Source organism: Streptomyces lushanensis (assembly GCF_001700515.1).
Classification (GTDB): Bacteria; Actinomycetota; Actinomycetes; order Streptomycetales; family Streptomycetaceae; genus Streptomyces; species Streptomyces lushanensis.
The window spans coordinates 1-829 of record NZ_MAUD01000702.1 but is presented as its reverse complement, the minus strand read 5'-3'; the positions used below and the strand labels follow the sequence as shown (position 1 = coordinate 829).

2 protein-coding genes and 1 pseudogene are annotated in these 829 nt (G+C 67.6%); 2 read left to right on the top strand and 1 reads right to left on the bottom strand.

The genetic code is table 11. The features are described 5' to 3' along the window. Positions 1-271, bottom strand: a 271-nt coding sequence (locus tag BFF77_RS32510; RefSeq protein WP_141698633.1) for a LacI family DNA-binding transcriptional regulator, incomplete at its 3' end; no start/stop codon positions are given. Positions 272-511: 240 nt separating this feature from the next. Here BFF77_RS32510 and BFF77_RS38010 point away from each other — a divergent pair. Together BFF77_RS38010 and BFF77_RS37665 are read left to right on the top strand one after the other, a co-directional pair. Next, positions 512-614, top strand: a pseudogene (locus BFF77_RS38010) (glycogen debranching N-terminal domain-containing protein); the annotation flags it as partial. A gap of 2 nt (positions 615-616) precedes the next feature. Next, the coding region (locus BFF77_RS37665; RefSeq protein WP_342671279.1) for a glycogen debranching N-terminal domain-containing protein at positions 617-829 on the top strand (213 nt) is incomplete at both ends.

Sequence of the window (829 nt, the reverse complement as noted above, 5' to 3'; positions counted from 1 at the left end):
TCACCGGCGCCGAGGTGCCGGGCGGCGTCGGGCGTATGCCGTAACCGATCAGCTTGCTGGAGCGGGTACGGAGCGTCTGCGCGGCCCGGTGCGGGCGGTAGCCCATCTCGTCGATGGTGCGCCGGACGCGTTCCAGGGTCTCAGGACGCAGCAGCCCGGGTGAGTTGAGGGCATTCGACACGGTTTGCGGAGAGACCCCGGCCCGTCGCGCGACCATGGCCAGAGTCACCGGACCGGCCTTGGGCGAGGAGCTGTCGGGGGTGCGGGGCATGGGTGTCTCCGGAGGCCGGTCGTGTGTGGAGTGAGGTCGGTCGAGTTTATTGGAGCGTTCTAATCCCATTGTCAACGGCCTGAGGTCGTCGTTAGGGTTCTTGGAACGCTCCAATGCCTGAGAGGTTCTGCTCTTTTGGATACGACTGTCAAGACCCACGACATAACGAACTCCGTCGCGGGGGCCGAGCCCTCCGGCCTCGCGCCCGAAGGCCTCCAGCCGTTTCTGCACGACGCCTGTGTGACGCTCCACGCGCCGAGCTTCGCGATCTCCCACGCGGACGGTCAGATCGACGGCGGCGCCGACGGCTTCTTCCACGGCGACAGCAGAGCGCTGGCCCGGCNNCCCTGAGCCGGCGCCGGGCCATCACCCCCGGGCGGTTGGAGGAGACTCTCGAAGTCATCAACGCGGGGCGGCAGAATGTCCGTTTCCGGCTGAGCGTGACCGCCGCCACCGATCTCGCGCTGATGGAACGCGTCAAGACCGGTGAGACACAGCCCACAGTCGCCGCCACCGCCTCCGAGGGAGGATTCGACTGGTCACGAGGTGTCTTCGCCG